Genomic DNA, 24,852 nt, shown 5'->3' on the forward strand with positions numbered 1-24,852 from the left:
TCTGATGCTGGCCTCCACTCCAGCCAGCATCTTGAATCACAAAACAGGCCTCGACGGAATCCCCTTCGATTCTGTCAAAGGCTGAACCGCTCTAGAAAAGGTTAGAGCGGGATGATGATTCAACGTAAAGTCATCACCCCGCTCTAATATCAGCTTCAACGCAAAAGGCCCGGAAACCGGGCCTTTTGTTTCACGCTGAAGGAAGAATTACTTGTAGACCGGACCGTCCACGATGGTCGAGACCTGCTGCGGCGCATAGACAGGCTCGGAACCGCCGAACATATAGCGCAGGCCGATGCGGACATCGTGCACGTTCATGCCCTTGTCGTAGCCGTCGCCGATCCACTGATCGCCCTCGAACATCTTGCCACCGTTGATGTGGCGATAGCGATAGCCCGCATCGAGCTTGAGATTGTGCGTGAGATCGACCGAGGCGCCAGCCATGAGCGCATAGGTGAAGCGCCAGTTTGCGGCGCCTTCATGCGAGCCGCCGTAACGGACGTCCTCGATATCGCTCCACTTCACCCGCGTGCCGCCGATACCCGCGCCGACATAGGGCGTGATGCCTGCGAAATTGCCGAGGTCGACATAGGCGTTCGCCAAGATGGAAAGGGCCGAGAAGTGGCTGCGCTCATCGGAAGCGCAGGTGATATCACCGCAGCCAACCCCATAAGTATTGCCGTTGAACTTGGCGCGCGTCATGTAATCGACGGTCAGATCGGTGCGGAAATAATCCGTCACCTGATAGCCGATGCCACCGCCGATCAGGAACGAACCTTTCAGGTCGCCATCGAGCGTGTTGCTGCCGAAGACCGGGCCGCAGGGATCGCAATTGTCGATCGTCGTATAATCGGCTCCCCTGAACTTCGCCTTGGAATAGCCGATGTCGCCGCGCAGATACCAGCCGCCGACGGCTGGCGGAGCGACGATGACTTCGGGAACGACCGGCGGTTCGATCATGTCGGCTGCGAAAGCGCCCGGCACTGCGGCCAGCAGGGCAAACGACGCCGCTGCGCCCGCGAGAAAAGTTTTCAGAGAACCAGTCATATGTCTGCCCCATCGAAAGATCACGACGCAGATCGCGCCGGCTACTGATAATTGATGCCTGATTCAAAAAGCGACACGCGCGTGCGAAAATGGTGATTTTCGAGCACCGGAACGCAGCAAACTGCCATTTGCAGCCACGCATGGCGACTTTCGGAACAGGTTATGGGCACAAAATAGGTAGCAAAGGTTAAGTACAACTTAACCTTGTTTTTTAACCATGATTATTAATATTTACTAATATACAAAGAAGGCGAAACGAAAAAAGCGCGGGCCGGTGCCCACGCTTTCGAGTGTCGGCCAGTGCCGCACTGTCGTGAAGGGAAACTATGCGGCAGCGCTGCTTTCCGTCGAGATCACGTCGATGATGTCGTTGACGACCTTTTCAACCAGGCCGCGATCGTCGCCTTCCGCCATGACGCGGATCAGCGGCTCGGTGCCGGACGGGCGAATGACCAGACGGCCCTGAACGCCAAGACGCTCCCTGGCCTCGTCGATGGCGCTCTTCACGCGCTTGTTCTCGAGCGGCTTGCCGCCGGCGGTGCGGACATTCTTCAAAAGCTGCGGCACCGGGTCGAACTTGCGGCAGATTTCACTGATCGGCTTGCCCACTTCCTGCGCGACGGCGAGGATTTGCAGGGCCGAGATCAGGCCGTCGCCGGTCGTTGCGAAATCCGACAGGACGATATGGCCGGACTGTTCGCCGCCGACGTTGAAGCCATGCTCGCGCATGTGCTCGACCACATAGCGGTCGCCCACCTTGGTGCGGGCCAGCGTCAGATGACGGTCGGCGAGGAACCGTTCCAGTCCAAGATTGGACATGACGGTGGCCACGATGCCGCCACCTTCGAGGCGGTCGGTGGCGGCCCAGCTTTCGGCGATCACCGCCATGAGTTGGTCACCGTCGACGACGGTGCCGTTTTCATCGACCAGCAGCACGCGGTCCGCGTCGCCGTCGAGCGCGATGCCGACATCGGCGCGCACTTCGTGCACCTTCTTCATCAGGCCGATCGGATGGGTCGAGCCGCAATCCTCATTGATGTTGATGCCGTTCGGCTCGTTGTTGATGGTGATGACCTCCGCGCCGAGTTCCCACAGCGCGGCGGGCGCAACCTTGTAGCCCGCGCCATTGGCGCAATCGACCACGATGCGCAAACCGTTGAGCGAAATATTGCGCGGCAGCGTGCGCTTGGCGAATTCGATATAGCGATAGATATCGCCGTCCACGCGCTTGGCGCGACCGACGTCGCCATGGCTGGCAAGATAGGAGGAAAGATCGCCGTCGATCATCGATTCGATCTGCAACTCGATCTCGTCGGACAGCTTGAACCCGTCGGGGCCGAAAAGCTTGATGCCATTGTCATAGAACGGATTGTGCGAGGCCGAGATCATCACACCGATATCGGCGCGCAGCGAGCGGCACAGCATGGCGACGGCGGGCGTCGGAATCGGGCCGAGCAGGAACACGTCCATGCCCGCGGCGGTGAAACCGGCCACCAGTGCGTTTTCGAGCATATAGCCGGAGCGGCGCGTATCCTTGCCGATCACCACACGCGAGGCGTGTCCCCGGCGGCGGAAGATGTAACCGACGGCCATACCGACCTTCATGGCGATTTCCGGCGTCATGGGGAAGCTGTTTGCCTGTCCGCGAATGCCGTCGGTTCCGAAATATTTTCGTGTCATCTGTTTCGCCTTGCGTTGAGCCATGTAACGCTCTCTATACCTTCTGATGTATGTCGCCGCGATCAGTGGCGGGCCATGACCGCCCGTCTCTCCGGGCGGCGGATTTTCGCTGTTCTTAACGCGAAAACCTTGCCAATTGCAATTTCGTCTTTGGCGGGAGATCGGGATGCCCCTTCCAAAGCGCAGGACCGGGGCCTGACTTTCACATCATGATGCGCCGAAATCCTTAACCGAGCCTTTGCAGCATCCGGGCAGGTTTCGACACGAAAAAGCCGGGCGCTGGCCCGGCTTTTATTTTCTTCATTGAAATGGCCTTATTGAGGCTGCGGTTCCATTCCCGGCTCGCTGCCCGGCTCGCTGCCCTTGCGCTTGCGTGGGCTTCCGGCCTTCGGCACACCCGACCCGCGCGACGGCGTATCGCTGCCCTGATCGCGCGACGGCTTGTTGCCTGCGATCAGTTCCTTGATCTCTTCGCCCGACAGCGTTTCATATTCGAGCAGACCTTCGGCAAGCGCGATCCAGTCCTTCTTCTTCTTGGTCAGGATGCGGGTCGCTTCGGCATAGGCCTCGTCGATCAGGCGGCGCACTTCGGCGTCGATGATCTGCGCGGTCTCTTCCGAAATATTCTGCGTGCGCGACACCGAATGGCCAAGGAAGACCTCTTCCTGATTGTCGCCATAGGCCACACGGCCGAGCTTGTCGGAATAGCCCCACTGGGTGACCATGGACCGGGCAAGCTTGGTGGCCTGCTGAATGTCCGAGGACGCGCCGGAGGTGATGTTTTCCTTGCCGAATTTCAGCTCTTCCGCCACACGGCCGCCCATCATGATGGCAAGACGCGACACCATCCACGTATAGGTCGCCGAATAACGGTCGCCTTCGGGAAGCTGCATCACCATGCCCAGCGCGCGACCGCGCGGAATGATGGTCGCCTTGTGAACAGGATCGGCCTTCGGCACATTGAGCGCAACGATGGCGTGACCGGCTTCGTGATAGGCCGTGTTGGCCTTTTCTTCCTGCGTCATGGCGGAGCGGCGTTCCGCGCCCATCATGATCTTGTCCTTGGCGTCCTCGAATTCCTGCATGGTCACGAGACGCTTGTTGCGGCGCGCCGCCATGAGGGCTGCTTCGTTGACGAGGTTCATCAAATCCGCGCCGGAGAAGCCCGGCGTACCGCGCGCGACGACCTTGAGATCGACATTGGGCGCCAGCGGCACATTGCGCACATGAACTTTCAAAATCTGTTCGCGGCCGACGATATCCGGGTTCGGCACCACGACCTGACGGTCGAAGCGGCCTGGACGCAGGAGCGCGGGATCGAGAACGTCGGGACGGTTGGTCGCAGCGATCAGGATGATCGATTCATTGGCCTCGAAGCCGTCCATCTCGACCAGCAACTGGTTGAGCGTCTGTTCGCGCTCGTCATTGCCGCCGCCGAGACCGGCGCCGCGATGACGTCCCACCGCATCGATTTCATCGATGAAGATGATGCAGGGCGCGTTCTTCTTGGCCTGTTCGAACATGTCGCGGACACGGCTTGCGCCGACGCCGACGAACATTTCCACGAAATCCGAACCGGAAATGGTGAAGAAGGGCACATTGGCTTCGCCCGCGACCGAGCGCGCCAGAAGCGTCTTGCCGGTGCCGGGAGGGCCGACGAGCAGAACGCCGCGCGGAATCTTGCCGCCCAGGCGCTGGAACTTCTGCGGGTCGCGCAGGAATTCGACGATTTCTTCCAGATCCTGCTTGGCTTCATCGACGCCCGCCACATCCTGGAAGGTCACGCGGCCATGCGCTTCCGTCAGAAGCTTGGCCTTCGACTTGCCGAAGCCCATCGCACCGCGCGAGCCGCCCTGCATCTGGCGCATGAAGAAAATCCACACGCCGAGGATGAGGATCATCGGCAGCCAGGACAGGAGAATGCCGATCAGCGAGCTGGAGCCGTCGCTTTCCGGTCGGGCGGTAATCGCAACGTCCTTGCTTTCAAGCCGCGAGACAAGACCCGTATCGCCGGGCGAATAGGTCTGGAACGTCGAGCCGTTGTCGGCATAGGTGCCGGTAATGCGCTCGCCGGTAATCGTAACCGATTTCACCCGACCGTTGGATACGTCGTCAATGAATTGCGAATAGGAAACTTCACGGGAATTCGTGCGCTGACCTGGGCTTTGAAACAGGTTGAACAGCGCGATCAAAAGAAGAGCAATGATCGCCCAGAGGGCGAAGTTGCGATAGTTCGGATTCATATCGGGTCCAATCGATACCACGTCCATTCCGCGAGCGCGGAACGATGTCAGTGTCTAACATAGGATCGAAGCAAGGCGTTGCCAAGGCAGGTTCGCCCCCTCGATCTCGATTCTTGTCGCTCTGGTTTACAAAAGTTAGGACATTTGCGCGCAGCCGCGCCCGATGCGCGCTACCACCGCCCGCGCCAGTTCGTAATCGTGTCCCGGCAGAACATGGTCGAAGATCGCGAAATGCCGTTCCATATGAATGCCTTGCGGCAGATCGCCGCCCGGACGGGACAGCGCGGCGAGACTGCCGCCGGCATAAAGCGCGGGCAAGACCAGAAGCCCCTCTCGCTTGCGGGCCTGAGCCTCGCCCTCCTGCCCGCTCAGGAAGTCGGAAAGCTCCTGACGGCCCGGCGCGCCCACTTCGAAAACCGTCGCGCCGTCGTTGCGCAAACGGAACCGGCCATCCCATACGATCCTGTCGCCGGGCTTCAGGACCAGCCGGGGAAGGTTGCGCCTTTCGCGGCGGAAGCGATGCGGCGCACCGCCCTCGCCACGTTCGATCAGCGCGCCGAATACGGTCAGCCGGCGATGGACATCCTCCCCGGACAAGACGCGCTCGATACGGGTGCGTTCGCTGTCGCCCGGCAGGAAACGGCGTCCGCCCGCAATCGAGGCGAAAAGGCCCGACAGAAGCCGCCGCGCATCCATTGGCAATCCCGCATAGGTCGCGGCATCGGCCAGTATCGTGCCGTCCGCGTCGAGCGTCAGGCTCGCGGGGTCGGCGAGCGCCGCGGCCAATGCCGCATTGTCGCGTTCGCGCACGGCGGCGGCCTGCGCGATCTGCTCCAGCACGGCCTGCCTGTCCGCCCCGGCTGCCGCGCCAAGGCGCACGCGCGGGCGTTCATAGGCCGTATTGGCATTGCTCGGATCGTCAACCCAGCCGATTCCCCTTCGCATCAGCTCGTCGCGTAGCGCCTGCCGCGAGACGCCGAGAAGCGGGCGAACCAGCTCGACCGAACCTTCCAGCCAGGAGCGCGACGACATGCCCGCAAGCCCCCGCGCCTCCGCGTGGCCGCTGCGCTCCTTGCGCATCAGGAAGGTTTCGATCTGGTCGTCCTCGGTGTGGCCGGTCGCGATGAAATCCGCGCCCGCCTCGCGCGCGGCCTGCACCAGAAGCCGGTAGCGCGCCGTCCGCGCGGCGGCTGCAAGCCCTGTCGAGGGCTTGGCCTCGTCCCAGGCGAGAATGCGATGCTCTATCGCGTGCTGCCTGCAAAGCGCGCCGACATTGCGCGCCTCAAGGGCCGATTCGGCGCGCAGCCGGTGATCGACCGTCACGGCGACCAGCCGGGGCGGATTTGCCAGCGTCGCCAGATAATCCTTCAGGAGAAACAGCAGGCCAAGGGAATCGCTGCCGCCCGAAACGGCGGCGACGATGGCGCTGGCGCGCTCAAACCCGAATGGCTCGAACAGTTTGGAAATATAGCTTGGGCTAAGCCCCACGAAATAACTCCGTAATCAGCACTTGGCCCGGCTGCGCTCATCGGCAACGCGCTTCAAAATGGCGGGCGCCGCCTTGGGATAGCGCTCCGGTATCTGCCCGAAGGTGGCGCAGGCGACGTCGCGATTGTCCATCTTTTCCAGCGTCATGCCGAGCTTGAACATATTTTCCGGCGCACGCTTCGAATCGGGATAGTCGCGCTGCGTGTCGATGAACACCGTCGCGGCCTCGGGATAACGGCCCTGACCGTAAAGCGATTCGCCGAGCCAAAAGCGCGCCTCGGCCGTGTCGGGATCGGCCGGATAGCGCTTCACATGCTCGCGAAATCCGGTTTCGGCGGCCTTGTAGTCGCCCGACATCAGATATTGATATGACGCCTGATAGAGTGAATTCGGATTGTCGTCGGTCGGCAGCGAAGCGATCGCATCGCCTGCCGCACTCGCCGACTGCTCCCCGCCCGAAAGGGTTATGCCCGCCTGCGGCGCGCGCGGGGCGGCCTGAAGCGTTTCGCCGATTACATTGCCATTGGCGTCGAAACGAATGGAGCCGAGCGTTTGCGGCGGTTCGCCGCGCGCCGGTCCGCCCTGTGTGGGCGCGTTCGAACCAACAGCCATGGAATCGGCGCCGGAGGCCTGACCTGCCGCCGCCTGCGAGGAAGCGGCGACGGAAACATCTCCGCCGCCCCCTTCGCTGCCCTGTTCACCGGCCGCATCCGCGCGCTTGCCGCTTTCCAGCGCCTGGAAGCGGGTTTCGTAATCTTCCTGCAATTTCTGCATCTGATCCTGCATTTCGAGGATCTGGAAATTCATCGCTTCCGCCCGCGCGCCAAGCGCGTCGGCAATTCCCGCCGCATTGCCCATGCCCTGCGCGCAGAGATCGGCGCCCGGCGAAGCCGCCGCCGGTGCCGCCGCGCCTGAGCCTGCGGAAGAAGGCGCGGTCACGCCATTCTTCTTCTCCAGTTCCTCGAAGCGGAATTCATTGTCTTCCTGCATCTTCTGCAACTGGTTGTCGGTAAAGGAAATCTGTGCATCCACATCCTCGATCTTGCCGGTGAGGGTGCGCATCAGTTCCTGCTGCATACCGGGGCTTTGATAGCCGCCATTCATGCCCGATCCGCCGCTGCCGCCGCGCATGGCATCGTCGAGGATCGCCGTCGAGCCGAGGGGAACCTGGCCGCGACCGCCGCCCCTGCCCTTTTCAAGCGCCTGAAAACGAGCTTCGTTGTCGCGCTGGATATTCAGCATCTTGTCGCGAAGCTGAAGAATGCGCGCATAGGACTGCGCGTTCTGATGGGCAAGATTGCACATCTGCTGCGTGAACTGATCCCCGCCGGGAGCGCCCGCCTGCGCGACTTGAACACCCGCCTGCGAAGAAACGGATGCCGCCAGAACCGGCGCACTCGCCAAAAGCGGCAGCATGGCGATTGCCAGCGTCACTTTCCTCATTGGTTTCCTCATTCCCTTTTGCCCCTGCTACGATATCGGCCCCGGAACCGGTGCGGTGTGCGAATGCACGATGCGTAGAACCTTTAAGTCAGAGCGACATTTGCGTCCATCGGACGGCACGGCACCCTTGCTCTGCTTTTAGAGCATCAGCAGCAAAAGTGCGAAGCGGTTTTATGTTCCTATGACAGCGGGGACTTCGGCCAAAATTTGTCGAAACCCGCTTCACATGCCCCAAAAACGAAAAAAGCGGCCCGAAAGCCGCTTTTTCCATCAAGTGTTGCGCCTGTTAGCTGCCAGCACCGTTGAGAACGGTGACGGCGCGGCGGTTCTGCGACCAGCACGAATCGGCGTCGCAGACGGCGACCGGACGTTCGTTGCCATAGGAGATGGTGCGCATACGGTTGGTCGGCACGCCGCGCGAAGCGAGGAAATCGCGGGTGGCGGCGGCGCGGCGCTGGCCGAGGGCGAGGTTGTATTCACGCGTGCCGCGTTCGTCGGCATGGCCTTCGATGGTGATCGAATACTGCGGATAGCGCTGCAGCCACTGGGCCTGCTTGGAAAGCGTCTGCTGGGCGTCGGCGCGAATCAGCGACGAATCGAGATCGAAGAAAATGCGGTCGCCGACATTGACGGTGAAGTCCTGCGCGGAGCCGGGCGTTGCCGCGCCTGCACCGAGGCCGAGATCACCGGCATTGTTCGGGAGGTTCTTCTTGGAAGCGCAACCGGCGACGGCGAGCGACATGAAAAGGGCAATAGCAATCGGGCTACGTGCAATCGACTGGATACGGCGCATGGGCCGGGGCTCCTTAAGATTTGATGTTCCTGCGTAACCATCCAATAATCATATTGAGGTTAAGACAGGCTCAAGAAGTATGGTTAACGTTTTCCTGCTGACCCAGCCCTTGAGGGCAAAATACGGCAGAAACACGGCTCTGCCCCGCCGATTGTGGCAATTTGCCATGGAAAAGGCGCGAAACCCAAGCTTCGCGCCTTCAACTTTGGTAACGCTTTCCCACAAACCCGGGCGAGTTCATGTTTCGATGAAACGCCAAAGCTGCGCGGTATATTTGTCTTACCGCATTATCCCGCGCAAAACCGCTTCGCACTTTTGCTGGAAATGCTCCGTTTGTCTTACCGCATTATCCTACGCAAAACCGCTTCGCACTTTTGCTGGAAATGCTCCGTTTGTTTTACCGCATTATCCTACGCAAAACCGCTTCACACTTTTGCTGGAAATGCTCCGTTTGTCTTACCGCATTATCCTGCGCAAAACCGCTTCGCACTTTTGCTGGAAATGCTCTATTCAAGCAGCGGCGACCAGGCCGGATCGGACGCAAAGTTCGGCGTCTGGATCTGGCGCTCGTTGCGGCCCGTCAGATCGATGGTGAAGAGCCTCGGACCGCCCGCGCCCGCCGCCTTGCGGAAGAACATCAGCACGCGGCCGTTCGGCGCCCAGGTCGGGCCTTCATTATGGAAGCCGGAGGTGAGCAGGCGTTCGCCCGAACCGTCGGTCTTCATCACGCCGATGGAAAACTGGCCCTGCGACTGCTTCGTAAAGGCGAGGAGATCGCCGCGCGGGGACCAGACCGGCGTGGAATAGCTGCCGTCGCCCATCGAGATGCGGTGCGGATTGGAGCCGTCGGCGCCCATCACATAAAGCTGCGGGCGTCCGCCGCGGTCGGACGTGAAGACGATCTGCGAACCGTCCGGCGAATAAGAAGCGCCGGTGTCGATGGCCTGGCTGTTGGTCAGGCGCGTGGTCGTGCGGTTGCGCAGGTCCATCGTATAGATATTGGCGCTGCCGTCATCCTGAAGCAGGCTCATCACGACCTTCTGGCCATCCGGCGAGAAGCGCGGCGCGATGGTCATGCCGGGGAAATTGCCGACGAGTTCGCGCTGGCCGGTTTCGAGTTGCAGCAGATAGACCCTCGGCGCGCCGCCTTCGAAAGACATATAGGTGACTTCCTGACGATTCGGCGAGAAGCGCGGCGTCAGCGACATGGCGCGGCCATCGGAAATATAACGCACATTGGCGCCGTCCTGATCCATGATGGCGAGACGCTTCACGCGCTTCTTCGCCGGACCGGATTCGTCCACGAAAACGATGCGGGTGTCGAAATAGCCCTTTTCGCCGGTCAGGCGCTCATAGATCGCATCGGCGATGATATGCGCCACGCGGCGCCAGTTGTCCGGGGTGGTGAAGAACTGCTGGCCGATCATCTGCTGGCCGCCGAACGTGTCCCACAGGCGGAATTCCGCCTTCAGGCGACCGTCCGGCTGCTTGGTGATGCGTCCGGTGACGAGCGCCTGCGCATTGATGACCTTCCAGTCCTCGAAACGCGGAGCGGCGTCCGGGTTGGAAATCTTTTCGATGAAGGCGCCCTTGTCGATGGGCGCGAACAGGCCCGACCGTTCAAGGTCGGCCGCGATGACCGACGTGATGTTCGGCCCGAGCTGGTCGGCTGAAAGAAAGTCGGTGATCGCGATCGGCAGAGGCTCGATCACGCCCTTGTTGATGTTGATTTCCACAACGGCGCGCGCCGGCATGGTGCAGACGAGGCTTGCGGCAATCATACACGCGAAAGCCGAAAAGACCGTCCGGATCTTTGTATTGATGATGCCGATTTTCATATCTTCTGGGACCTCTTTGTCCTTGGCACTATTTCAGTGGCGACTTTGATTGGTGACCGGGCAAGCCCGGTCAGAACATTTCGCTCGGGTCGAAATTGACGATCACTTCCGACCATGTCTCATATTTGTCCGCCGGCAGGTTGTAGGGTGCGCAGCGTGCGACAGCGCGCTTGGCACTTTCCGCCGCCGCGCGAGCCACTCCGTCACCGCCGCCGCCCGATGTCACCACGGGCGAAGCCTGAAGGGAACCGTCCTGGTTCAGCTTCATCTTGACGGTCACGACCAGTCCCGGCGCATCGGCCGCACCCGCAGGCACGTTCCAGCACTTCGAGATCGCGCCGCGCAGCGCGTCCATCTCGCTCTGGCTGAGCTTGGCGCCGCCGGTATTCTTCTTGCCGCCAAGCGAAGCCTGATCGGTGGAACGCTTCGCGCCGCCGCCCGATGCCTTCTGCTTGTTGAGGAGCGCCGCCACTTCATCGGCAATCGCATCGTTCTTCGACTGCGAAGTCTGCGAGGCGGTCTGGGTCTTCTTCTTTTCGTCCGGCTGCTTGCGCTCGTTGGTCTTGGCCGTCTGCGCCTGCGGCGGTTTCGGCTTTGCCTGGGGCGCTGGCACCTTGTCCGGCAGCTTCGGCGTCTGCGCATCGGGAGATTCGGCCTGCTTCTCGATGGCTTCCGCCACCGGATCGGGCTTCACTTCCTGCTTCGGTTCCGGCTTGGCCTGAACCTCGGTCGCGGGCACCGGTGTCGGTTTTTCCTCAGGCTGGGGTTCCGGCTTGGGATCGGGCTTCGGTTCCGGCTTTTTCACCGGCTCCGGCTGCGCCTTCGGCTCCTCCGCCGTCTCGACCGGCTTCGGCTTCGCGTCGGGCTTGGGCGGGGCCTTGGTGTCGATCTCCTGATCGCCGACATTCTCGGCGTCGGGAACCGTCTGCGGTTTGGCGGTGGGCACAGGCGCCGCCTTTTCCTTCATGGGCGCGGTTTTCTCGCCCTGCTGGATCTGTGTCAGCGATTCAATCGGCACGATATCGACGGGAAAGGATTCCGAATCCTGCACGTCGAAAGCCTTCGGCGAGGAAAAGGAGACCACCGCCAGTGCGACTGCAACGGCGTGCAAGGCAACAGAAGATGTCAGGCCAGCCTTCATGATGGCGTCAGCTATCCTGCTCCTGGAGGGTCACGAGGCCGATATTCTTGAAACCGGCGGCGGAAATGCGGGCCATGACTTTCATGACGGTGCCGTAATCGGCAGCCTTGTCACCGCGCACGAAGATGCGCTCCTCATAGCCCGTCTTGGCGATGGCCTGGAGTTTCGGCACCACTTCGTCGATCGGGACTTCGGTTTCCTGCAGATAGACCTTGCCTTCATTATTGACCGAAACGGTGATCGGCTGCGTGTCGGCATTCATCGCCTTGGCCTGCGTGTCGGGCAGGTCGATGGGGACGCCGACCGTCAGGAGCGGCGCGGAAACCATGAAGATGATGAGCAGCACGAGCATCACGTCTACGAAAGGCGTGACATTGATCTCGCTCATGAGTGCCTTTCTGCGCCCACGCCTGCGACGTCCGCCCTGCGTTCCCTGATTTCCGACCGACATGCCCATGGCTGAATTCCCGAAAGCTCGACTATTCGTTGTACTGGAACGCGCTCTAGTTACGCGGCGTCAGCTTCTCATCAATTTGCCGCGACAGTATGGCGGAAAATTCGTCCGCGAAGCCTTCGAGCCGCCCGCCGATCTTGCCTGCGTCGCTGGAGAGCTTGTTGTAGGCGATAACGGCGGGGATAGCCGCCAGAAGGCCGATGGCGGTCGCCAGAAGCGCTTCGGCGATACCCGGCGCCACGACCGCGAGGCTGGTATTCTTGGAGGCTGCGATGGCCTGAAACGAGGTCATGATGCCGACGACCGTTCCGAACAGGCCGATAAAGGGCGCCGCCGAACCGATGGTCGCAAGGAAACCGAGGCGCGCTTCCATCTTTTCGCCTTCACGCGCCAGCGCGACATCCATCGCCTTGTCGATGCGCATCTGCAACCCGATGGGAGAACGCGCGCCCTTTTCGAAGGATTTCTTCCATTCGCGCATGGCCGCCATGAAGATGGACGCCATGCCGGTGGTGCGCCGCTCGCCCAGATTGCGGTAAAGCTCTTCAAGAGACTGGCCGGACCAGAAGGCCTGCTCGAAGCGATCGATCGCCCGGCGCGCCCGTCCATAGGCAATCGTCTTGTCCACGATGATGGCCCATGTCCAGATCGAGGCGAACAACAGGCCCAGCATGACCAGCTTGACGACCCAGTTCGCCTGCATGAACAGGCCCCAGAGGGTAACATCGGCGGCGGGGGCCGCTAACGCAACATTTTCCATCGATCTACCGTCCTCGAATCCAAACGCCCGGCCACATGACCGGGCGGTATCGCAAATCCGTTACTCTACGTCTGAAAACAGACGTTCCAAACCTGCGCAGCTTTTCACTTGAAGCCGTACCAGCCCGACAAGCGGTCGACACTTCGCACCGCAATCGCCATTCCCGGATTTCAACTCTAAATCCATCAGGCGCTTGTCACGGTTAATTTTGGTGAAAGGAAGGCGCTGCGCGTCTGGCCTGCCCGTCAACCGATTCCGTCACGGTGATTAATGGATTATTATGGTTAAAGATGCGTTAGCGTTTGCACCCATCCTAAAAAAGTGGGAGCAACGTCAGGAGGCTGTGAAAGCCCCGCGCCATTCGTCGGGTATGCGGCGGGGATGGCCGTCCTTGGTAATCATGACGGCTTCGACCTTCGCTTCGGAAAGCAGCCTTCCCTCGCAGGTGATCTTCTGCGCCATGATGACCCGCGCGCCGCGAATTTCGCTCACCCGCGTCTCGATCAGGATCAGGTCGTCCATTCGCGCGGGCGCCTTGTAGTCGATCTCCATGCGGCGGACGACCCAGACGATCTCCTCACCGAGCGCGCCTTCGGCAAGCTCGATATGATGCACGTCCTGAAGCCGCAGAAAGTCGGTGCGGCCGCGCTCGTAGAATTCCAGATAGCGGCCATGATAGACAAAACCGGAAAAATCCGTATCGGCGTAATAGATGCGCGCATAGAGATAATGCACGCCATCCTTCAGTTCGCCCGATACGGCCTGTTGCTGCTTGTCGGTCATTCGTCTTCCATGAAAAGGCCGAACTGGCTTTGCTGGATGATTTCAGCAGGCGCAGGCAATCCCAGATGCTGCCAGGCGATTGCCGTGAGCACGCGTCCGCGCGGCGTGCGCTGCAAAAAACCCTGCTGGATCAGATAGGGCTCGATAATATCCTCGATGGCGTCACGCGGCTCGGACAGGCCCGCCGCGATGGTTTCGATCCCGACCGGACCGCCGCCGAAATTACGCGCGATGATATTGAGATAGCGCCGGTCGAGCTGATCGAGACCGCGATTGTCCACTTCGAGCCGCGACAGGGCTTCGTCGGCAATCTTCCGGTCGATGATCTCCGCGCCCGCGACCAGCGCGAAATCGCGCACGCGACGCAACAGGCGTCCGGCGATGCGCGGCGTGCCGCGCGAGCGGCGGGCGACTTCGAGCGCACCGTCGGACGAAATGCCTATCTGCATGATGCGCGCGCCGCGCCGCACGATATATTCCAGTTCCTCGACCGTATAGAAATTGAGCCGTGTCGGAATGCCGAAGCGATCCCGCAAGGGCGTGGTCAAGAGGCCCAGACGGGTCGTCGCCGCAACGAGAGTGAACTTCGCCAGATCGATCTTGACCGAACGCGCCGCAGGGCCTTCGCCGATAATAAGGTCGAGCTGGAAATCCTCCATCGCCGGATAGAGGATTTCCTCCACTGCCGGGCTGAGCCGGTGAATTTCATCGATGAACAGAACGTCGCGCTCTTCCAGATTGGTGAGCAGCGCCGCCAGATCGCCCGCCTTGGCGATGACCGGGCCGGAAGTCGAGCGGAAATTGACGCCCAGTTCCTTGGCCATGATCTGCGCCAGCGTCGTCTTGCCGAGGCCGGGAGGGCCGACGAACAGGACATGATCCAGCGCCTCGCCGCGCACCTTGGCCGCTTCGATGAACACTTTCAGATTGGCGCGCGCCGCCGCCTGCCCCACGAAATCGTCGAGCGTCTGCGGGCGCAGCGTATTGTCTTCGTCTACGCGCCTGTCGGCATCGATAAGAGGGTTGCGGTCGCTCATGCCCCCCTCCTCGCATGAACACATGGTTCAGGCAAGTTGCTCAGAGCCTGAATCAAAAAGCGGCAGGCCGAGGCGAAAATGGTGATTTTCGAGTACCGGAGCGGAGCGTACTTAAGTACGTGAGCACCGGAACGGAGACAAATTGCCATTTGCAGACCGGGCTGGCGACTTTTGGAACAGGCTCTCACCGCGACAGTTCCTTTAATCCCAGGCGAATGAGCTTGGCCGAATCGGCCCCCTCGCCCGCTTCCTTCAAGGCGGCGGCCACGGCATTGGCCGCCTGGTCGCGTGAATAGCCAAGATTGGAAAGCGCTGAAACGGCATCCGCCACCGGCGCCGGAGCCACGCCTGTGCCAAGCTCCTGCTTGAGACCGATCGTGCCGCTCGCCTCGCCCGCGAAAGCGGGGGCCTTGTTCTTCAGCTCGGTGACGATGCGTTCGGCCACCTTCTTGCCCACGCCCGGCGCGCGCGAGACCATGGCGATGTCGCGCAGCGCAATCGCATTGGCAAGCTCGGACGGCGACAGCGTGCCAAGCACGGCCAGCGCCACTTTCGCGCCGACGCCCTGCACGTTCTGCAACAGGCGGAACCATTCGCGCTCAAGCTGGGTGGCGAAGCCGTAAAGCCGGATCATGTCCTCGCGGACATAGGTTTCGATGAACAGCACCGCCGCCTCGCCCGCGCCGCCCAGGTTTCCGAGCGTGCGCGCAGAACAAAACGCAACATAGCCGACACCATGCACGTCGATGACGGCATGGTCCTCGGCGATTTCATCGATCACGCCCTTCAGCTTGCCGATCATTCCGGTCCTACCCCGCTAACAACGCCTGCATCCGGCGGGCGCTTACAATGCTCTGACGATGATGGGCATGACAAATGGCGATGGCCAGCGCGTCGGCGGCATCGCTCGTATCGAACGTCGCGCGCGGCATCAAAACCTTCACCATCATATGAATCTGCTGCTTTTCGCCATGACCGACGCCGATCACCGCCTTCTTGACGGCGTTGGGCGCATATTCGGCGACCGGCAGACCGGCCTGTGCCGGCGCCAGCAGGGCAATGCCGCGCGCCTGACCGAGCTTCAGCGTCGCGGTCGCATCCTTGTTGACGAAAGTATGTTCCACCGCCGCCTCGTGCGGCATATAATCGTGCAGGACTTTTGAAAGCCCTTCGTGGAGCTGGCAAAGTCTTGAGGCCAGATCCATCTCGGCATTCGAGGTCACGGTGCCCGAACCGATGAAATGCAGCGAATTGCCCAGCGATTCGACAATGCCCCAGCCGGTACGGCGCAGGCCCGGATCAATACCAATGATGCGAATCGTTTCCTTCATGAGCGAACCCTATCCTCAGACGGGTTCACTTGACAGCACAAAAGTGAACAAAAGAGAAACATGCCCTCGCGGGGCCACTGGAATTTCGGCCATGCCGCGCCAGTTGCAGGCCGTCACAGCCGGAATATCTCAGGCTCCGGCGCCGAAAGCGGTCTTGAGCAACACAATCTGTTCGGAAACCGGGTTGCCGCGCGGAACGCCCTGCAGCGAAACCACTTCGCCATAGACCTCACGGTCCATGCGGCGCACGCGCGCCTGCAAACGGATGGACCGCTCGACCAGTTCCACGAAGGCGGACGGCAGTTCGGACCAGCCCTGCGCCACATCGCCCGCCGACGGAGTGTCGAGGCGCACCTTGGCCTTTTCGGCGGAAACCTGCTGGCGGGACATCTCGCCATTGCGCGCGGCGCGCTGGAGCAGGAGCCACGAGGCGATCTGCATGAGACGCGTGGTCAGGCGCATCGATTCGGCGGCATAAAGCGTCGCCGCGACGCGCGAAAGGCTGCGCGCGTCCTCGCGGCCCTCGCCATCGAGATAGCTCGCCGCTTCCTCGACCATATCCATACCTTGCGTATAGACCGGCTTGAAAGAATCCGAGAAGACCATGCGCTCCGCGAGGCTGATCATATTGCTCGGCATCTGACCCTGTTCGCTAATCACTCTCTGCCACCTCGACAACCGCCTTGACCGGCGATCCACTTCGTTGCCGCATCCGAACGCGCGGACGCGAATGAAATCTTATGTCCGACGCAAAAACCGCTTCGCGCCTTTGCCGGAAATACTCCAGGCCGCTGTTCGACCATGAGGGACGCCGGGACGAAACCGTCTGGCTAAACAAGTCCACGATAAAGTGCACCTTCATGCACGGTCGCGCAAGTTTATGTTTAACGTTCGGTTAACATTTACAGGAGCTTTTGAAGAATCCATGCGCACGGAACAGGCCGACATGCCCGCGGTTCCACCGCGGAAAGAAAAAAGCACATAAAAAAAGAGCCGCAATGGCGGCTCTCAGGAGTTTAACAGGGAGGCGTCAAACAGAGTGGCTAAACCACTCGGTAAGAATCCAGCCGAACTGGATGTAAACCATTTAACATTCTTAAGATTAATAAATGGTTAATTTTCGCGCCGCACTGTGGACAATTCCGTGAAAAAGCCGCCCGAAGGCGGCCTCAAGGGAAGCCTTGTCATGACTTGGCACTACAGTTGCAAATTCGTCAGGCCGTGGCGAAAAGAGCGATTTTCGAGTACCGGAGCGGAGCGTACTTGAAGGTACGTGAGCACCGGAACGCAGACAAATTGCTCTTTGCAGCCGGCATCACGAAGAATGCAACTGTAGTGTTAGCCCTGCATGACCGGTTCCGGTTTCACCTGCACCTTGACCAGCTCCGCAGGCGGGACGGCGGGCTTGGCCTGAACCGCGCCCTTCCTGCCCCAGCCGATGCTGGGCAGCCATTCGAGATAATAGGCCAGCGCGAACTGCATGACGATGCCGGTCGCGATCAGGAGCGTGTCATAGGGCAGGCCGCCAGGGTTCACGAGCTTCATCACCTGCGCCACCATTGCAAGCAGCGTACCGGCAATGAAGATCGGCAGCGAATGCTTGCCGAGGATGGCGAGCGGATTGTCCGGCGCGGTGCGGGCAATATTGTTCAGCGTCGGCACGACGGCGATCAGATAGGCCATCGCCAGCACATGCAGCAGGCGCGGGCCGGACAGGAACGTCTTGTCGAAGCCGGTGACGACCATCGGCAGCCCCATCGAGGCGTCGATGCTCCAGAGCGGGATGCGCACCCAGGCGAGCGCCAGGACGAGATAGCCCACGGCCAGGCCGATCAAGAGCGGGTGCTTCGGCAGTTTGCCGCCACGGCGCACATGCATCACGCCCGCAATGCCGATGGCGAACAGGAACTGCCATGACAGCGGATTGAGGAACCAGACGCCCTCGGTCGGATAATTGACCGGCGCGACATGATAAAGACCGGACAGGAACCAGACCGTGCCGGACACGCCGAGCATCAGCGGCAGGCTGATGCGCGCCAGAAGAAGCAGCAGCGGCGTCAGAACCAGCATCACGGCATACATCGACAGAATGTTGTTGTAACCGAGCTGATGCCCCATCGTGACGATGCCGAACAGCGCCTCGACCGGATGCCTGACCAGCGGAGCGATATTGATCTGCGTCAAAAGTTCCGACCGCTTGAGGAAAATGGCAGCGGCGGCGAAGATGGCGATGGTCGCCATGGTCGTCATGATATGCGCCGTGTAGAGCACGCCCGCGCGGCGCCACATTTTAAGTGACAGAAGCAGCCGGTTGCCGGGGCCGAACTTCGATCCATAGGCGAGCGCGATGGCCATGCCGGAGATCAGCACGAAGGCCTCGGCCGAATCGGAAAAGCCGAGATTCTTGTGCGTGAAATGCTCGTAGATCGTACCGGGAACGTGGTTGATGAAGATCGTGAGCAGCGCAAGCGCCCGGAACACGTCGATGCGCGTATCGCGCATTTTCCCGGGCGATGCGGGCATTGCTTCTCCAGCGGTCACAATATTCATTACCAACCTGCCTGTCCTTGAAGGAAAGCGACGGCTCCTGTAATTGCCGTGCTTTCCGGATTTTTACAAAGCCCCATCTCAGTTGGGCTTATATACGGGTTAATCCCGGCAGAATCGGGTTGGTTCCGATCAACTTTCGTTCCAGTGGATAACATTATGCCAGTCCCGAATGGCAATGACCGCTTGCTTGATAACGGCGCCCTCGCATAAATGCAGCAAAACAATTAAAGCGTGTCGCCCGAGTATGATTGAATGCGACACGCTTTAGGGTCTAAATCCTGATTGAGTTTAGGGTCAGGATAGAACGCCGCTTGCGTTTCCTGTAAACAGAACGCTCTATTGCCCGAATTCCATCACCTTTTTCCCGTTAGGCTTGGTTCATGAACACGCCCGCTTCCCAGACTGAAACCGAACGCTGCCGCATCGTGCTGGTCGCACCGCCCATTGCCGACGGCGCAGCCCTTGCGCGGCTCCTGACGGCGGCGCTTTCGGGCGGCGACGTGGCGAGCGTCATCCTCGATACCGGCGATCTCGACGAGGCGACCTTCCAGGCCGCCGCCGAAAAGGCGATCCCGGTCATTCAGGAAAAGGGCGCGGCCGCGCTCATCCTGAACGATACGCGCATTGCCGGTCGCGTGGGCGCTGACGGCATCCATATCGAGGGCAAGGCCGCCGATCTGGCCGACGCCATCGAAAAGCACACGCCGAAAATGATCGTCGGCACCGGCAATCTGCGCGACCGTCACGGCGCAATGGAAATCGGCGAATTGCAGCCCGACTACGTGTTTTTCGGCAAAATCGGCGCGGACAACAAGCCGGACGCCCATCCGCGCAACCTGTCGCTGGCCGGATGGTGGGCGCAGATGGTTGAAATCCCCTGCATCGCACAGGCCGGAAACACGCTGGAAAGCATCGTCCCCGCCGCCGAAACCGGCGCGGATTTCGTCGCGCTCGGACGCGCCGTCTTCGACGCGGAAGACCCGGCGAAAGCCGTCGCGCAAGCCAACCGGCTGCTCGACGAAAAAGCGCCGCGCTTTGAAAACTGAACACGTCACCAAGGTTCCGCTGACGCTTATGAAGAACAGACTTCTTCTCGCTGCCGCTCTGGCTCTTGCGCTTCCCGTCCTGCCCGCCCTTGCAGCGGGCGAACCGGCGCACGGCCAGAAGGACAGCCATCAGGGCGCGCGCGGGAAGGCCGAAAAAGCGGCAAGGCCCGCCATGCTGCCGCAGCCGGCAACGACCGCGCCGATGCCGCATATCGATCCGAGCCGTTTCGGCGACAAGCCTGCCGACGAGGCTTTCGGAGCGTTTCAGCGCGGGCTTTACCTGACCGCCTTCAACCTCGCCAGGCCGCAGGCGGAAAAGGGCGATCCCGCCTCGCAGACCCTGATCGCGGAAATCTACGCGCGCGGCCTCGGCGTTCCCGCCGACCAGAAACTGGCGGCAAAATGGTATGAAAAGGCAGCCGAAAACGGCGTCGTGGAAGCGCAGTTCCGCTATGCGGCCCTTCTGCTTCAGGGCACCTATGTCGAGAAGGACGAGGCAAAGGCCGGCGAACTGATGAAGAAGGCCGCCGAAGGCGGCAACGCCATGGCGCAGTTCAATTACGGCCAGATGCTGATACAGAAGACCCCCGGCAGGCCCGGCCTCGATCTGGCTTTCCCGTGGTTCGAAAAAGCCGCGGAGGCGAAACTCGCCGATGCGCAATATGCCGTCAGCCAGATCTATGCCAACGGCACGGACAAGATTGCCCGCGACGACAAAAAGGCGCGCGCCTATCTGATATTTGCCGCGACGCAGGGCTACGACACGGCCCAGTTCGACCTTGGCCGCTGGCTGATCGAAGGGCGCGGCGGCGACCGCGACTACGAACAGGGCTTCGGCTGGATGCGGCTCGGCGCGCAGCGCGGCATGGTGATGGCGCAAGCCTGGCTGGCCCGGCTTTACCGCGACGGCATCGGCACGGAAGGCGATCTTGTCAAGGCGGCGGCCTGGTATATCGTGGCCCAGCGCGCCGGTTTCCGCGCCCCCGACCTCAACGACATGATGGACGGGCTGGCCGACGACCAGATCAAACAGGCCATCGAAACCGCCAACAATCTGCGGGTCCGCTGATTTTCGGGCGAATTTTCGGGCCCGGACCGCTCTCTTTTCGCGCTCAGGCTTGCGTCAGGCGCCGTTTTATGGTCTTGGAAACGCGATTATCGCGGTTCGAGTATAAGAGCCTGAATCAAAAAAGCGACGTGTGTGTGCGAAAATGGTGATTTTCGAGTACCGGAGCGCAGTGTACTTTTGGGTACATGAGCACCGGAACGCAGGCAAATTGCCATTTGCAGCCACACAGGGCGGCTTTTGGAACAGGCTCTAAGGCAGGTGCGCAATCTCCGGAAATCAACCGGACGGTTGCCTTTTCGTCGTTATGCGCCGGACCGCACATGGTTTCACATTTTCATTCCGGATCAAGCTCATGAAGATCAATGGTAACGAAATCCGTCCCGGCAACGTCATCGAACACGATGGCGGCCTGTGGGTTGCGGTCAAGACCAACGCCGTCAAGCCCGGCAAGGGCGGCGCCTATAATCAGGTCGAACTGAAGAACCTCATCAACGGCACCAAGCTCAACGAACGTTTCCGCGCCGCGGAAACCGTCGAGCGCGTTCGTCTGGAACAGAAGGATTTCTCCTTCCTCTACGAACAGGGCGAAGCGCTGATCTTTATGGATACCGAATCCTACGAACAGCTCGAACTCCAGAAGGATTTCGTCGGCGACCGTTCCGCCTTCCTTCAGGACGGCATGATGGTCACCGTCGAGCTTTACGAAGAAAAGCCGATCGGCATCCGCCTGCCGGATCAGGTCACGCTGGCAATCACCGAAGCCGATCCGGTCGTCAAGGGCCAGACCGCCGCGTCCTCCTACAAGCCGGCTGTGCTTGAAAACGGCATCCGCATCCTCGTCCCGCCCTTCATCGCGGCTGGCGAACGCGTGATCGTCGACACCAACGAACTGAGCTATATCAGCCGCGCCTGAACCGCGTGATATCTGCGGCGTCCACGGACGCCGCATGTCGCACCCCTGCGACCGTTCTTTCTCAGATCGCTCAATTCCCCGAACGCCCGCCGAACACGTTTCGGGCCGGGCGTTCGACCCTGTTTCAACTGTGTGATCCGCGTTTCAATCCACGCTGCCGGATCATGCCAAAAGGACAAGAAAATGGCCCGCTCAGCCCTTCTCAACGTTATGGTACAGGCCGCTATGAAGGCCGGCCGCAGCCTCGCCCGCGACTTTGGCGAAGTTCAGAATCTTCAGGTTTCCCTCAAGGGCCCCGGCGACTATGTCAGCCAGGCCGACCGGCGCGCCGAAAAGATCGTCTACACGGAATTGAGCCGCGCCCGCCCGGATTTCGGCTTCCTGATGGAAGAATCCGGCGAGGTCGCCTCCAAGGACGGACAGCACCGCTGGCTGGTCGATCCGCTCGACGGCACCACCAATTTCCTGCACGGCATTCCGGTCTTTGCAGTCTCCATCGCTCTGGAGCGTCAGGGACAGATCGTTGCGGGCGTCATCTACAATCCCGCCATGGACGAGCTTTACACCGCTGAACGTGGCGGCGGCGCCTTCCTCAACGACCGCCGCCTGCGCGTTGCATCGCGCAACAAGCTGGTCGATTCCGTCATCGGCACCGGCATTCCGCATCTGGGCCGCGGCCATCATGGCCATTATCTGGTCGAACTGCGCAACGTCATGGCCGAAACCGCTGGCATTCGCCGCATGGGGGCCGTCGCGCTCGACCTCGCTTATGTCGCCGCCGGCCGGCTTGACGGCTTCTGGGAAGACGGAATGCATCCATGGGATATCGGCGCGGGTCTTCTGATGGTGCGCGAGGCCGGGGGCTTCGTCTCCGACAAGCATGGCGGACAGGAAATGTTCGACAACCAGACCATCGTTGCAGGCAATGAAGCCATTCACGGCGCGCTGCTGAAGACGATCAAAAAGCCGATCTGATTCTTCGCGATCCCCTTCCGATCTCTTTCAGCGCACGGCCCCGGTCGTGCGCTGAAATATTTTTTAACGTCATTTTTCCTCTCCAGACGATTCCGCTTCTCCGATTAATGAAGTAGGCTCCGCATCAAACACCCGGCCACGGAGCGGAACGCATGAGCGATTTGAGACTTTCTCGGGAACGACTGGACGAGGGACGCGACTACGACCCCTATCGACTGTCGAGCCCGCGCATCGTCATCCTGTCCATGGTGATCTTCCTTATCATCGTGGCCTTTCTGGGCGCGATCCTGATACGGCAGATCCATACGTTCTTCGCCACCAATCCGGGCCTCAACGGGCTTATCCTCGGCGTGCTTCTGGTCGGCATCCTGCTGGCTTTCGGGCAGGTGCTGCGCCTGCTGCCGGAAATCCGCTGGGTCAATTCCTTCCGCGACGGCGACCGCGAAGGCACCACCCGCCCCCCCGTACTGCTTGCACCCATGCGCGCCCTCATCGGTCGCCGCCAGTCGATGGCGCTTTCCACCGCATCCATGCGCTCGATCCTCGATTCCATCGCGACGCGCCTCGACGAAAGCCGCGACATATCGCGCTATCTGATCGGACTTCTGGTCTTTCTGGGTCTGCTCGGCACCTTCTGGGGCCTGCTTGAAACCGTCGGCTCCATCGGCCGCACCATCCAGACGCTCGATCCCAATTCGGGCAGCACGGGCGACGTACTCGATGCCCTGAAGGCAGGATTGCAGGCTCCGCTTTCCGGCATGGGCACGGCCTTCTCCTCATCGCTGTTCGGCCTTTCCGGCTCGCTGATCCTCGGCTTCCTCGACCTGCAGGCGGGCCGTGCGCAAAACCGCTTCTATACAGAACTGGAAAACTGGCTTTCCTCCGTCACCGACCTTGGTTCGGATGTCGGCGCCGACCAGCATGGCGGCACGGAAGAAATCCGCGTTCTGGCCGACCGGTTGCAGCACATGCACGGCGGCGAAGCTTCCACGCAGCGCACCACTGCGGCGCTCGCCAATCTCGCCGAAGGCATTCAGGGCCTCGTCAAGAGTATGCGCAGCGAACAGCAGATCATGCGCGATTGGGTAGAAAAGCAGGCCGACGAACAGAAGGCTATCCGCCACACGCTCGACCGGCTGACCAAGGCGATGGGCGCCAGGGCTACAGACGAACACGCGCATGAGCGCAGGGCCGACCGCCCGGACAAGGCGGAGTAAGTCGCCATGGCGCTTGCCCGCAACCGCCGCTCGCAGCGGCATGTCGATTACTGGCCCGGCTTCGTCGATGCGCTGACGACGCTGCTTCTGGCAATCATGTTCCTGCTCACCGTCTTCGTGCTGGCGCAGTTTCTGCTGAGCCGCGAGGTCAACAACAAGGACAGCGTGCTTGCGCGCCTCAACAGCCAGATTCAGGAACTGACCCAGCTCCTGTCGCTGGAGCGCAGCAATTCGCAGGACATGCAGGACGCTATCGCCAACCTGCAGGCTTCGCTTTCCACCGCTGAAAGCGAACGGTCGCGCCTGCAAAGCCTGCTGAACGAAGGCAGCGGCGCAGGTGCCGCCGCTGAAAAGCGCGCCGGAGAACTGTCGCGGAGCCTCGATGCCGAAAAGCAGGTGAGCGCCCGCGCGCTCAGCCAGGTGGAACTGCTGAACCAGCAGATTTCGGCGCTCCGCCGCCAGATCGCGGCGCTTGAGGACGCGCTCAATGCTTCTGAAAGCCGCGACCGCGAATCGAACGCCAAGATCGCCGATCTTGGCAGACGCCTCAACGTCGCGCTTGCCCAGCGTGTGCAGGAACTGAACCGCTATCGTTCCGATTTCTTCGGCCGCCTGCGTGAGATCCTGTCGGACAAGGAGAACATCCGCATCGTCGGCGATCGCTTCGTCTTCCAGTCGGAAGTGCTGTTCCCAACCGGATCGGCCGACATAAACCCGGCCGGACAGGACGAGATGAAGAAGCTCGCCGACGCCGTGAACCAGCTCAATCAGGAAATCCCCGACGACATCAACTGGGTGCTGCGCGTCGACGGCCATACGGACGACGTGCCGCTGACAGGCGCGGGGCGTTTCCGTGACAACTGGGAGCTTTCCTCTGCCCGCGCGACCGCCGTTGTGAAGTTCCTCATCGCCAACGGCGTCCCGGCCAATCGGCTCGTCGCGGCGGGCTTCGGGGAATATCAGCCGCTCGATGCGTCGGACACTGCCGATGCCCGCGCAAGAAACCGCCGCATCGAACTCAAACTGACCGAGAGATAAAAGAAA

General features: G+C 61.0%; 22 protein-coding genes. 6 read left to right on the forward strand and 16 right to left on the reverse strand.

Annotated features, from left to right (window positions below; genetic code table 11):
* Positions 1 to 207: 207 nt before the first annotated feature.
* The 16 genes from FHS76_RS13545 to FHS76_RS13620 form a co-directional block, all read right to left on the reverse strand.
* Complete coding sequence (locus FHS76_RS13545; RefSeq protein ID WP_183653488.1) at positions 208 to 1,047, reverse strand: outer membrane protein; 840 nt, start codon at positions 1,045 to 1,047, stop codon at positions 208 to 210.
* Between the two features lie 324 nt (positions 1,048 to 1,371).
* Positions 1,372 to 2,727 (reverse strand): phosphoglucosamine mutase, encoded by a 1,356-nt coding sequence (gene glmM, locus FHS76_RS13550; RefSeq protein WP_183653491.1) that lies wholly within the window; start codon positions 2,725 to 2,727, stop codon positions 1,372 to 1,374.
* A 314-nt stretch (positions 2,728 to 3,041) separates the two neighbouring features.
* Entirely contained in the window at positions 3,042 to 4,970 is a 1,929-nt protein-coding gene (gene ftsH, locus FHS76_RS13555; RefSeq protein WP_183653944.1) for an ATP-dependent zinc metalloprotease FtsH, read from the reverse strand.
* A gap of 135 nt (positions 4,971 to 5,105) precedes the next feature.
* Complete coding sequence (gene tilS / locus FHS76_RS13560; protein ID WP_183653494.1) at positions 5,106 to 6,458, reverse strand: tRNA lysidine(34) synthetase TilS; 1,353 nt, start codon at positions 6,456 to 6,458, stop codon at positions 5,106 to 5,108.
* 15 nt (positions 6,459 to 6,473) lie between these two features.
* The gene (ybgF, locus tag FHS76_RS13565; protein ID WP_183653497.1) at positions 6,474 to 7,913 is read right to left on the reverse strand and encodes a tol-pal system protein YbgF; all 1,440 of its coding nucleotides are present in this window, start codon (positions 7,911 to 7,913) and stop codon (positions 6,474 to 6,476) included.
* A 274-nt stretch (positions 7,914 to 8,187) separates the two neighbouring features.
* Positions 8,188 to 8,694, reverse strand: a complete 507-nt coding sequence (gene pal / locus FHS76_RS13570; protein ID WP_006473326.1) for a peptidoglycan-associated lipoprotein Pal — start codon at positions 8,692 to 8,694, stop codon at positions 8,188 to 8,190.
* Positions 8,695 to 9,200: 506 nt separating this feature from the next.
* Entirely contained in the window at positions 9,201 to 10,532 is a 1,332-nt protein-coding gene (gene tolB, locus FHS76_RS13575; RefSeq protein WP_183653500.1) for a Tol-Pal system beta propeller repeat protein TolB, read from the reverse strand.
* 70 nt (positions 10,533 to 10,602) lie between these two features.
* The gene (locus tag FHS76_RS13580; protein WP_183653504.1) at positions 10,603 to 11,673 is read right to left on the reverse strand and encodes a cell envelope integrity protein TolA; all 1,071 of its coding nucleotides are present in this window, start codon (positions 11,671 to 11,673) and stop codon (positions 10,603 to 10,605) included.
* Between the two features lie 7 nt (positions 11,674 to 11,680).
* On the reverse strand, positions 11,681 to 12,130 hold the full coding sequence (gene tolR / locus FHS76_RS13585; protein WP_183653507.1) for a protein TolR: 450 nt from the start codon (positions 12,128 to 12,130) through the stop codon (positions 11,681 to 11,683).
* Positions 12,131 to 12,176: 46 nt separating this feature from the next.
* Complete coding sequence (gene tolQ, locus FHS76_RS13590) at positions 12,177 to 12,887, reverse strand: protein TolQ (protein WP_183653510.1); 711 nt, start codon at positions 12,885 to 12,887, stop codon at positions 12,177 to 12,179.
* A gap of 333 nt (positions 12,888 to 13,220) precedes the next feature.
* Positions 13,221 to 13,670: a YbgC/FadM family acyl-CoA thioesterase gene (locus FHS76_RS13595; RefSeq protein WP_183653513.1), complete on the reverse strand. Its 450-nt coding sequence runs from the start codon at positions 13,668 to 13,670 to the stop codon at positions 13,221 to 13,223.
* Positions 13,667 to 14,707 (reverse strand): Holliday junction branch migration DNA helicase RuvB, encoded by a 1,041-nt coding sequence (ruvB, locus tag FHS76_RS13600; RefSeq protein ID WP_183653516.1) that lies wholly within the window; start codon positions 14,705 to 14,707, stop codon positions 13,667 to 13,669. Before ruvB ends, FHS76_RS13595 begins: the two co-directional genes overlap by 4 nt.
* Positions 14,708 to 14,891: 184 nt before the next feature.
* Positions 14,892 to 15,509: a Holliday junction branch migration protein RuvA gene (gene ruvA, locus FHS76_RS13605; protein ID WP_183653519.1), complete on the reverse strand. Its 618-nt coding sequence runs from the start codon at positions 15,507 to 15,509 to the stop codon at positions 14,892 to 14,894.
* 7 nt (positions 15,510 to 15,516) lie between these two features.
* The gene (gene ruvC / locus FHS76_RS13610) at positions 15,517 to 16,038 is read right to left on the reverse strand and encodes a crossover junction endodeoxyribonuclease RuvC (protein WP_183653522.1); all 522 of its coding nucleotides are present in this window, start codon (positions 16,036 to 16,038) and stop codon (positions 15,517 to 15,519) included.
* Positions 16,039 to 16,167: 129 nt separating this feature from the next.
* Entirely contained in the window at positions 16,168 to 16,677 is a 510-nt protein-coding gene (gene rcdA / locus FHS76_RS13615) for a protease adaptor protein RcdA (RefSeq protein ID WP_183653947.1), read from the reverse strand.
* A gap of 699 nt (positions 16,678 to 17,376) precedes the next feature.
* Positions 17,377 to 18,561 (reverse strand): OpgC family protein, encoded by a 1,185-nt coding sequence (locus tag FHS76_RS13620; RefSeq protein ID WP_183653525.1) that lies wholly within the window; start codon positions 18,559 to 18,561, stop codon positions 17,377 to 17,379.
* Between the two features lie 407 nt (positions 18,562 to 18,968).
* On the opposite strand from FHS76_RS13620, the gene FHS76_RS13625 reads away from it, so the two are divergent.
* The 6 genes from FHS76_RS13625 (at position 18,969) to FHS76_RS13650 (ending at position 24,846) form a co-directional block, all read left to right on the forward strand.
* A complete protein-coding gene (locus FHS76_RS13625; RefSeq protein ID WP_183653528.1) occupies positions 18,969 to 19,634 on the forward strand; it encodes a thiamine phosphate synthase in 666 nt (221 codons plus the stop codon).
* A 28-nt stretch (positions 19,635 to 19,662) separates the two neighbouring features.
* A complete protein-coding gene (locus tag FHS76_RS13630; protein ID WP_183653950.1) occupies positions 19,663 to 20,703 on the forward strand; it encodes a tetratricopeptide repeat protein in 1,041 nt (346 codons plus the stop codon).
* Between the two features lie 352 nt (positions 20,704 to 21,055).
* A complete protein-coding gene (efp, locus tag FHS76_RS13635) occupies positions 21,056 to 21,616 on the forward strand; it encodes an elongation factor P (RefSeq protein ID WP_183653531.1) in 561 nt (186 codons plus the stop codon).
* A 183-nt stretch (positions 21,617 to 21,799) separates the two neighbouring features.
* A complete protein-coding gene (locus tag FHS76_RS13640) occupies positions 21,800 to 22,591 on the forward strand; it encodes an inositol monophosphatase family protein (RefSeq protein ID WP_183653534.1) in 792 nt (263 codons plus the stop codon).
* Positions 22,592 to 22,743: 152 nt separating this feature from the next.
* Positions 22,744 to 23,808: a MotA/TolQ/ExbB proton channel family protein gene (locus FHS76_RS13645; RefSeq protein ID WP_183653537.1), complete on the forward strand. Its 1,065-nt coding sequence runs from the start codon at positions 22,744 to 22,746 to the stop codon at positions 23,806 to 23,808.
* A 6-nt stretch (positions 23,809 to 23,814) separates the two neighbouring features.
* Positions 23,815 to 24,846, forward strand: a complete 1,032-nt coding sequence (locus FHS76_RS13650) for a peptidoglycan -binding protein (RefSeq protein WP_183653540.1) — start codon at positions 23,815 to 23,817, stop codon at positions 24,844 to 24,846.
* Positions 24,847 to 24,852 lie beyond the last annotated feature (6 nt).

Source organism: Brucella daejeonensis, assembly GCF_014199265.1.
Lineage (GTDB): Bacteria > Pseudomonadota > Alphaproteobacteria > Rhizobiales > Rhizobiaceae > Brucella > Brucella daejeonensis.